The following is an 8637-nucleotide window of genomic DNA, read 5'->3' on the forward strand; positions in this document are numbered from 1 at the left end:
CCCAAGCAAGGTGGCAGTCAGCAGGGCGGTGGTCAGCAGCAGGGCGGCGGTCAGCCCGCGCCGCGACCACGGCCCCGGCGACCAGGGCCTTCGTTCCCCCCGAGCGTGGCTTCGCGGTCACGGGCGTGGCCGCAGGGTCCTCAGGCGCGACGGGTCCAGACAGCGAGCCATCCTCGAGCTCGGGGTCGCCAAGCGGGCTCGACGCCCACGCCTCGGCGACGGTGAGATCCTCGTACGGGGTGGCGGCGAAAGTCGTCGACCTGAAGTCTTCGATGGTGCTCATGGCGTGTTCCTTCACTCTGCTCGCGGCCCTGGTGGGCCGCCGTCACAGGTAGGAGCGGCCGGCCCGGACGGCGCGGACACATTTTCGGAACCTTTTTCTCCGCGACCCCACGCGTTCTTCGCCCCGGGCCGAATATGCGGCGATACCTCATGCGCTGAAGCGGTGCGCTGGCGCATAGTAGGTTGCGAGCGCTCGGGAAATCGGACGTGAGAGGACTGCCGTGTCATTGTTGGGGACCCTGAAGGCGGCGCGGGTCGAGGCACGGCGCGCCAGAGACGCCGAGTTCGCCCGCCTGGTCGCACTGCCGCCGACGGAGGAGCTGGCCGCGCAACTCATGGCCGCATTCGGGCCCGACGGGCCCAAGCGCGGCAAACCGTTGACCCAGTACGACTTCATCAAATGGGTGGCCCGCCGGGCGGAGTTCACCTCCCGCGGTCAGCGAGCCATGAGCTTCAAGAGGCTGGTCGCGCCCGTGCGCGAGGCCCTGCAGGTGTTAGAGCACAGCGAACTGGTGTACCTGAGCGTCGGGGGCGAGGGAAAGCCCGACAACTGGCATCCCACCAATCGGGGAATGGTAGCGCTGGACGAAGGGTACGACGCTGTCGCGCAATGCATCTCGGCCCGACGGTTACGGAACGACGAGACCCGGTGAGACGAGGGGCCGGCGCCGCCGAGGCCGAATTGTTGGGATCGGGAGCGCGGCCGGGACGGTTCGCTTGCATACGGATGCAGACCATCGCCCGAGGGCACACGCGAAAGGAAAGACCATGAAGTTCAGGGCCCGCGCGCAGCACGACCCGGCGCTCAACCAGCAGGCCGCCGCCGTGGCATCGGAGATCCTGCGTCAGCCGGTCGAGGCGGCCACGCGATGCGAGCAGACGTCGACCAAAGCCATGCAGATGTATCCGTCGGGCGGGGGCGAGGTGAATTGGCGAAGCGTGCCCAACGGCACCGGCCTACCGAAGAGTTTCATCCTGGCCGTCACCGCGTCTGGCGTCTACGCGCTCGAAGACAAGCAGCACCGTGGCGTCCTGGTGCCCGGCAACGTGCTCAAGGCGTGGGACCGCTCGGGCTTTCGGGCCCAGGCCGGCAACGACGTGGCGGCCAGGGCGCGCGGGCTGGCCGACGACCGGCAGATCATCACCCTGTGGCTGCCGATCGACGGCGACAGCGGCCGGGTGGCGCAGCAGATCGCCGCGCAGCGTGCGGCTTCCGGTCAGCGCATCCCGGGCCTGCCGCACGCCTTCGTCATCGCCAAGGACGAGTCGGGCCAACGCATCATCGACGCACTGGGCGCGGCGGCGGCGCCCCAAGGTGCCGGGCCGAACATCGTCATCGGCGGCCGGCGGCTCGAAGACATCGTCGCGAGCGCCGCGCCGCAACGTCCGGCCGCCGAGCGCCTGCGGGAGCTCGAGGAGCTGCGCGCGACCGGGGCGATCACCGACGCGGACTACACCCGCAAGCGGGCCGAGATCATCGCGGCGATCTGAGTCGCGAGGGTCGGCGGGCGCGGACCCGCGGGCGCCGCCAGACCGCGGCACGTCGTTGCGCGGGGCGCGCGGTCAACCCCGGCTATGCCCGTGCTGTTGCTCGTTTCCTACCGCCACGACGAGATCGGCGCGAAGGCCATGCCCACCGACCGCCTTCATGTGCCCCTGACGGCGGCTACGCCTTGGCGATGCCCACCCGGACGCCGTCGCCGATGTCGACGCCGTCGGCCGGCTCACCGAATTCGAAACGGGTGGCAAGGATCTCGCCGGCGATCAGGTCGCGGTGGGTGCGCGCCCAGTCGGCCCGCTCCGCGGGCACCGACATCACCACCGAGATCCGGTCGGACACGTCCAGGCCGGTCGACTTGCGCAGCTCCTGCAGTTCGCGGATGCGGTCCTTGGCCCAGCCCTCGGCCTCCAGCTCCGGTGTCACGGTGCCGTCCAGCACCACCAGTCCAGCCCCGTCGGGCAGCGCGGCAGTGAACTCCGGGTCGGCGGCGACCAGCCGCGAGCTGTATTCCTCGGGCAACAGCACCGCGGGTCCCGCGGTCAGCGTGCCGTCGGGGTTGACGACACCCTCCCCCGCCTTGACCGCCTTGATGGCGGCCTGCACGTCCTTGCCCAGCCGCGGCCCGGCCACCCGGGCGTTGACCGTGAGCTCGAAGGAGCCGTAGGTGTCGATCGCGTCGGTCAGCTCGACGCTCTTGACGTTGAGCTCGTCGGCGATCAGATCGGCGAACGGCTCCAGTCTGCGCGGATTCTCCACTGCCACAATCAACCTCGGCAACGGCAGGCGCACACGCAGCTTCTTGGCCTTGCGCAGCGACGACGCGGCCGAGCACACCTCGCGCACCTGGTCCATCGCGGCGACCAGGCCGGGGTCGGCGGGCAGCGCTTCGGCGTCCGGCCAGTCGGTGAGATGCACCGAGCGCCCGCCGGTGAGGCCGCGCCAGATGATCTCGGTGACCGACGGGAGCAGCGGCGCGGCCAGCCTGGCCGTCACCTCGAGCACGGTGTGCAGGGTGTCGATGGCGTCGGGGTCCTCCTCCCAGAACCGCGAACGCGACCGTCGCACATACCAATTCGTCAACGCCTCGGTGAACTGACGCAGGTGCTCGCAGGCCCGGGAGATGTCGCAGCCGTCCATTTCGCGGGTGAGGTCGTCGCGTAGCTCGGCGAGCTTGGCCAGGATGTAGCGGTCCAGCGCCTGCCGCGAATCGGTGCGCCAGGTCCCGACTTTGGGCGCGTAGAGGGCCAGGAAGCTGTAGGCGTTCCACAGCGGCAGCAGGACCTGGCGCACGCCCTCGCGGATGCCCTGCTCGGTGACGATCAGGTTGCCGCCGCGCAGGATCGGCGACGCCATCAAGAACCACCGCATGGCATCGGAGCCGTCGCGGTCGAACACCTCGGACACGTCCGGGTAGTTGCGCAGCGATTTGCTCATCTTCTGGCCGTCGGAACCCAGCACGATGCCGTGCGCGACACAGGTTTTGAAGGACGGCCGGTCGAACAGCGCGGTGGCCAGCACGTGCAGCGTGTAGAACCAGCCGCGGGTCTGCCCGATGTACTCGACGATGAAGTCGCCGGGATAGTGGCCGTCGAACCAGTCGCGATTCTCGAACGGGTAGTGCACCTGGGCGTACGGCATGGAACCCGAGTCGAACCACACATCGAGCACGTCGGGGATGCGCCGCATGGTGCTGCGACCGGTCGGGTCGTCGGGATTGGGACGGGTCAGCTCGTCGATGTAGGGACGGTGCAGGTTGTCCGGCCGCACCCCGAAGTCGCGCTCCAGCTCGTCGAGGCTGCCGTAGACGTCGATGCGCGGGTAGGCGGGGTCGTCGGACTTCCACACCGGAATCGGGCTGCCCCAGTAGCGGTTTCGCGAGATCGACCAGTCGCGGGCACCCTGCAGCCACTTGCCGAACTGACCGTCCTTGACGTGTTCGGGGTACCAGGTGATCTGCTGATTGAGCTCCACCATGCGGTCGCGGAATGCGGTGACCGCGACGAACCACGACGACACCGCCCGGTAGATCAGCGGGTTGCGGCAGCGCCAGCAGTGCGGGTAGGGGTGCTCGTAGGTTTCGTGGCGCAGCAGCACGGCGCCGTTGGCGGCCGTCGGTCCGCTGCCATTCTTCAGGTCGCGGATGATGTGCGGGTTGGCGTCAAAGACGCGCTGCCCCTGGTAATCCGGCACCGTGGCGTCGAAGCGGCCCTTGGCATCGACCGGTGTCACCGGCACGATGCCCACCTTGTCGGTGGTGGCCATGTCGTCCTCGCCGTAGGCCGGGGCCATGTGCACGATGCCGGTGCCGTCCTCGGTGGTGACGAACTCCCCGGGCAGCACCTGAAAAGCCTTGGGATTGTCCATGAAGTACGGGAACGGCGGAAGGTAGCGCGTGCCCAGCAGGTCGGCGCCGGAGTAGGTGCCCAGGATCTCGGGTTCTTCCCCGAGCTCGCGCGCGTAGGCGGCCAGCCGCGGCTGCGCCAGCACGAACCGATGGTCGCCGGAGCGGACCTCGACGTAGGTGACGTCGGGGTTGACGGCGACCGCCAGGTTCGACGGCAGGGTCCACGGCGTCGTCGTCCACACCAGCAGGTGCGCGCCGTCCAGCGCGCCGCCGACCACCTTGAACCCGACCGTCAGCGCCGGGTCCTGCCTGCTCTGGTAAACGTCGTCGTCCATGCGCAATTCGTGGTTGGACAACGGGGTTTCGTCGCGCCAGCAGTACGGCAGGACGCGGTAACCCTCGTAGGCAAGCCCCCTGTCCCACAGCTGCTTGAACGCCCAGATCACCGATTCCATGTAGGGCAGATCGAGCGTCTTGTAGTCGTTGTCGAAATCGACCCAGCGGGCCTGACGGGTCACGTACGCCCGCCACTCGTCGGTGTAACGCAACACCGACGCGCGGCACGCGTCGTTGAACGCGGCGATCCCCATGTCGTCGATCTGCGACTTGTCGTTGATCCCGAGTTGGCGCTCGACCTCGAGTTCGGCGGGCAATCCGTGCGTGTCCCAGCCGAACCGGCGCTCCACCTTGTAGCCGCGCATGGTGCGGTACCGCGGCACGATGTCCTTCACGTAGCCGGTGAGCAGGTGCCCGTAGTGCGGCAGCCCGTTGGCGAACGGCGGGCCGTCGTAGAAGACGTATTCTTCGGCGCCGTCGCGACGGGCGATGCTGGCGCGGAAGGTGTCGTCCTGCGCCCAGTAGTCGAGGACTTCCAGTTCCAGAGCCGGGAAGTCGGGCGCGCCTTCCGGCTTCGGGTAGGCCTTGACGTCAGCGTTCTCGGTCACGTGGTGCGTCGTCTCCTGTGCCTCAGTGCCGCCCGGCACTGGTAGGGCCTAATGGGGACGACGACGCGCTGTCTGCGCGAGCGCCGCGGTACCACCCCGCTTGCCACGCCGTCGCGTGGCCGCTCGTTGGAAGGCTGTGACGGGCCCGCCCGTTCGGTTCTACTGAGCCGGCCAGGGAAAGCAGCCGGCTGTTCTTCCGAAGGCTCCCCGGTGATGCCGGATCGACGCCGATGGCCCGATTCTACTCAGGCGAAGGACCCCAAGGGGCTACCTGGCCTCAGGAAACACCTGCGGCCGGGTAGCCCCTTGGAGCCCTGGTTGGTCGCTGCCCATGGGAGTCAGGCCTGGATTTCGAGCACACCGGCCCGCAGCAGCGCCGCGTACAGGTGGCGCAGCGGGATGCTCAACAGCCGGGTGGCGCCCTCCACCAACGGGTCGCCCGCGAGAACGGGCTGCGGGTTGCCCCGGCGGGTGGCCTTCTTGGGCGCGGGGGCCCGAGTCGTCTCGACGTCGCGCACCACCGTCAACTTGCGGGCGGGCGCTACGGTTACCACTTCGTCGTACAGAGCTGCGGTCATGGTCGTCTCCTGACGGGTTCGAACGGGGGACTGATTGGATGGACGTGCCCCGTCCCGTAGCGGTTCCGATCCCAGAACGCTTGGCCGATAAGCCAGTTAGCGTTTGCGACGCCTCAGCCGAGGACGCCGTGCCGGAGACCGGATCGGGACGAGACGGAGTTCGGACTTCGATCCGGACTATCGCTGGAACTCATGTGTCCCTCACCTCCTCGCGGTCACGACGCGCGCGGAGCGTCCGCACACGATTTGCGCGCAGCATGAGGAGCAGAAACCCGACGACCGTCGGCGATCCGCACCCCTCTCGTCAGAGCTTTGGCACCACACGACGTGTCCGGTTGTCCGGAAGCCACCTGGGCTCAACCCTTAAGCCGGGAGGAGCTGTCCTGACCCGGGGCGTCTTTCGACGTTCGGGGTCAGTGGCCTGTATTCGTGTAGACGCCTCACCTAACGAGGTGCATACCCGACCGATAATGCACGACGGGTCCGGTGGGGTCAAACTCATCGGCGCGGGGTTGCGCAATCTTTACGATTCTGCGCGGCGGCCGCACAGGTTTTTGCCAGTATCACTCCCCTGACCTGGACGTACGACGCGGCCGCTGGACATCTTTTGTTCATTTCCGGTTTGCCGGTCGGCTCGTGGCGGCCGGCAAGGCCGGGCGCGGACGCGCGTGCGTCCCGGGCGGAGGCCGTCGGCGTGTCGCCGCCGCGGGCGCACGCCGAAAGCCGTGGGCGCACTCGCGAAACGGCGCCGGCGGGCGTCACCGCTCGATCAAGCCCTCGAGCCGCCCGATGGTGTCGATGAACTCCTCGACCATGTCGAGCACCACCGTTCGCGCGGGGCGAACCCGGTCGAGCGAGCCGACCACCTGGCCGACGAAGTAGGTGGCCAGCTCGCGCGCCTTGGCCCCGGGGTGCGCGGCCGCGGCGTTGATGCGCACCTGCGGCTCGGTGACCAGGGCGGTCTGCAGCGGCATGCCGAGCGGGTCGGGCTTTTCCGGGCGGTCCCATTCGTCGGTCCAGGCCGTGCGCAGCATCCGCGCCGGCTTGCCCGTCATCGATCGCGATCGCACGGTGTCCGACGAGGTGGCCGCCAGGAACTTGTCCCTGACCACCGGCGGCGTCTCGGCCTCTTCGGTGGTCAGCCACACCGACCCGCACCAGACGCCCTCGGCGCCGAGGGCCAGGGCCGCCGCGATCTGGCGGCCGCGGGCGATGCCGCCCGCGGCGAGAACGGGGACCGGCGCCACCGCGTCGACGACCTCGGGCACCAGGACCATGGTGGCGACCTCGCCGGTGTGCCCCCCGGCCTCGGTGCCCTGCGCGACGATCAGGTCGACACCGGCGGCCGCGTGCCGTTGGGCGTGCCGCGTGGTGCCGGCCAGCGCGGCCACCAGCACGTCGCGGTCGTGGGCGCGTTCGACCAGGTCCGCCGGGGGTGGGCCGAGCGCGCTGGCGATCAGCCGGATGCGGTGGGCGAACGCCACCTCCAGCAGCGGCTCGTAGCCCTTCGGCGAGATGTTGAGGCCGCCCGCGGAGCCGCGCGACTCCTGGGGCGGCGCGGTGATCCCGTAGCGGGCCAGGATGTCGTCGACGAACGCGCGGTGCTCCTCGGGCAGCCGCGCCCGCACCTGTGCGGCGTCGATGCCGCCCTCGTCCGCGCCGACGTACTTGGGCGGCAGCAGCAGGTCCACCCCGAAGGGCTTGCCGCCGGTCTGCTCGGAGATCCAGGTCAGTTCGCTCTCCAGCCGCTGGGGGCTGTGCGCCACCGCGCCGAGGACGCCGAACCCGCCCGCATTGGTCACCGCGGCCACCACGTCGCGGCAGTGGCTGAACGCGCAGATCGGAAACTCGACGCCGAGCATTTCGGCGACTCTGGTACGCATTGCCCGACGCTAAAGAGCCACCGATCGATATGTCAATCGACGACGGCTTCCGCGGGCGACCGGCCGTCCGGCGGCCAGCTGGACACCCCCTCTTCGAGCGGGACCTGCAGGCTCTGCAGGATCGACGAGACCATCCGCCACGCGCCGATCGCGGTGACGAGCTCGATGAGAACCGTTGTGTCGCCTTGCAATTCACGCTCGCAGGCCGCCCAGCTCCCGGCGCTCACCGCCCCGTCGCGCACCACGTCGTCGGTGGCGGCCAGCACGGCCCGTTCGGCGGGCCCGAACCCGTCGTGCGCCTGCCAGTCGCGCACGCCGACGAGGTCGTCGGGGGCCACGCCGAGCCGGGACGCGACCCGCCAGTGCTGCGTCCACTCGTAGTCGCAGGCGGTGAGCCAGCCGATCCGCATGATCACCAACTCGCGCAGCCGCGGGTCGAGCGCGCCGTGCCAGAGCATGGTGGCGAGCAGGTCGTTGATCGCGCGCGCCAGCTGCGGGTGATTCAGCAGCACCTGGAAGATGCTCAGTTCGGCCATGTAGTTGGGCACGGCCGCTTCGTCGGCGGCGGCCGTGGCTTCGTCGAGCGGCAGTTTGGGCACGCGAGCTGTTGTCATGGTGAACACTTTCGTGTGCTGGCGGGACACCGTCACGATCATCGGTCATGGTAGTCAGGCTTCGCCCCGACGTGGCCCGAATGCCGGGCATTGCGCTCGTTCGCGCGAAAACCCTTGCCGCTCTGACGTTTACAGCAGGCCGAGCAGTTGCAGGTCGGTGACGTACTTGACGATCACCGGCGCGGACACGTGCGGGATGTCCGGTTCGTCGCCGTCCTGGCCGATCTTGGCCTCCCGCACCGCGGCGCGGAACCGATCGGCGGGGGCGAGTGGACCGCGGGCCGGCTCCGCGGGCTCGACCTGCTGCGCGCCCGGCAATTGCAGCAGCGGCAGCACCGAGTGGTGGCGTTGCCGCTCCGGCAACTCGCGCAGCGCGGCCTCGAACCGTCGCAGCCACTCCCCGAAGTCGTCGACGCGCTCGATCGGGTAGCCGGCCTCGATCAGCCAGTCGACGTACTCGTCGATGCCGATGCCGTCGTCGTGCGGGTTCA

General features: G+C 69.3%; 8 protein-coding genes and 1 riboswitch. Of the genes, 2 read left to right on the forward strand and 6 right to left on the reverse strand.

Annotation, left to right across the window (positions count from 1 at the left end; translation table 11 throughout):
* The coding region (locus A9X03_RS17855) for a hypothetical protein (RefSeq protein WP_197696096.1) at window positions 1–283 on the reverse strand (283 nt) is incomplete at its 3' end.
* A 229-nt stretch (window positions 284–512) separates the two neighbouring features.
* Here A9X03_RS17855 and A9X03_RS17860 point away from each other — a divergent pair.
* Window positions 513–935: a hypothetical protein gene (locus A9X03_RS17860; protein ID WP_156675507.1), complete on the forward strand. Its 423-nt coding sequence runs from the start codon at window positions 513–515 to the stop codon at window positions 933–935.
* Between the two features lie 115 nt (window positions 936–1050).
* A complete protein-coding gene (locus A9X03_RS29885; RefSeq protein ID WP_067749032.1) occupies window positions 1051–1773 on the forward strand; it encodes an SHOCT domain-containing protein in 723 nt (240 codons plus the stop codon).
* Between the two features lie 175 nt (window positions 1774–1948).
* Here A9X03_RS29885 and ileS read toward each other — a convergent pair whose 3' ends face one another.
* The 5 genes from ileS to A9X03_RS29890 all read right to left on the reverse strand — a co-directional run.
* Window positions 1949–5071, reverse strand: coding sequence for an isoleucine--tRNA ligase (ileS, locus tag A9X03_RS17870; protein ID WP_068262218.1), 3123 nt, complete (start codon window positions 5069–5071; stop codon window positions 1949–1951).
* A gap of 338 nt (window positions 5072–5409) precedes the next feature.
* Entirely contained in the window at window positions 5410–5649 is a 240-nt protein-coding gene (locus A9X03_RS17875) for an Rv1535 family protein (protein ID WP_067749036.1), read from the reverse strand.
* A gap of 289 nt (window positions 5650–5938) precedes the next feature.
* A riboswitch (M-box (ykoK) riboswitch) is annotated at window positions 5939–6108 on the reverse strand.
* Window positions 6109–6407: 299 nt separating this feature from the next.
* Complete coding sequence (locus A9X03_RS17880; protein WP_067749039.1) at window positions 6408–7532, reverse strand: nitronate monooxygenase; 1125 nt, start codon at window positions 7530–7532, stop codon at window positions 6408–6410.
* 32 nt (window positions 7533–7564) lie between these two features.
* Window positions 7565–8146: a carboxymuconolactone decarboxylase family protein gene (locus tag A9X03_RS17885; protein ID WP_067749045.1), complete on the reverse strand. Its 582-nt coding sequence runs from the start codon at window positions 8144–8146 to the stop codon at window positions 7565–7567.
* A gap of 129 nt (window positions 8147–8275) precedes the next feature.
* Window positions 8276–8637, reverse strand: a 362-nt coding sequence (locus A9X03_RS29890) for a hypothetical protein (protein WP_197696097.1), incomplete at its 5' end; no start/stop codon positions are given.

This window comes from Mycobacterium sp. E1715 (assembly GCF_001667625.1).
Classification (GTDB): domain Bacteria; phylum Actinomycetota; class Actinomycetes; order Mycobacteriales; family Mycobacteriaceae; genus Mycobacterium.

Excerpts from the sequence above, each read along its gene's own strand:
- A9X03_RS29885 (WP_067749032.1), top strand. The coding sequence starts at position 1,051 with ATGAAGTTCAGGGCCCGCGCGCAGCACGACCCGGCGCTCAACCAGCAG.
- A9X03_RS17875 (WP_067749036.1), bottom strand. The coding sequence starts at position 5,649 with ATGACCGCAGCTCTGTACGACGAAGTGGTAACCGTAGCGCCCGCCCGC.
- A9X03_RS17880 (WP_067749039.1), bottom strand. The coding sequence starts at position 7,532 with ATGCGTACCAGAGTCGCCGAAATGCTCGGCGTCGAGTTTCCGATCTGC.
- A9X03_RS17885 (WP_067749045.1), bottom strand. The coding sequence starts at position 8,146 with ATGACAACAGCTCGCGTGCCCAAACTGCCGCTCGACGAAGCCACGGCC.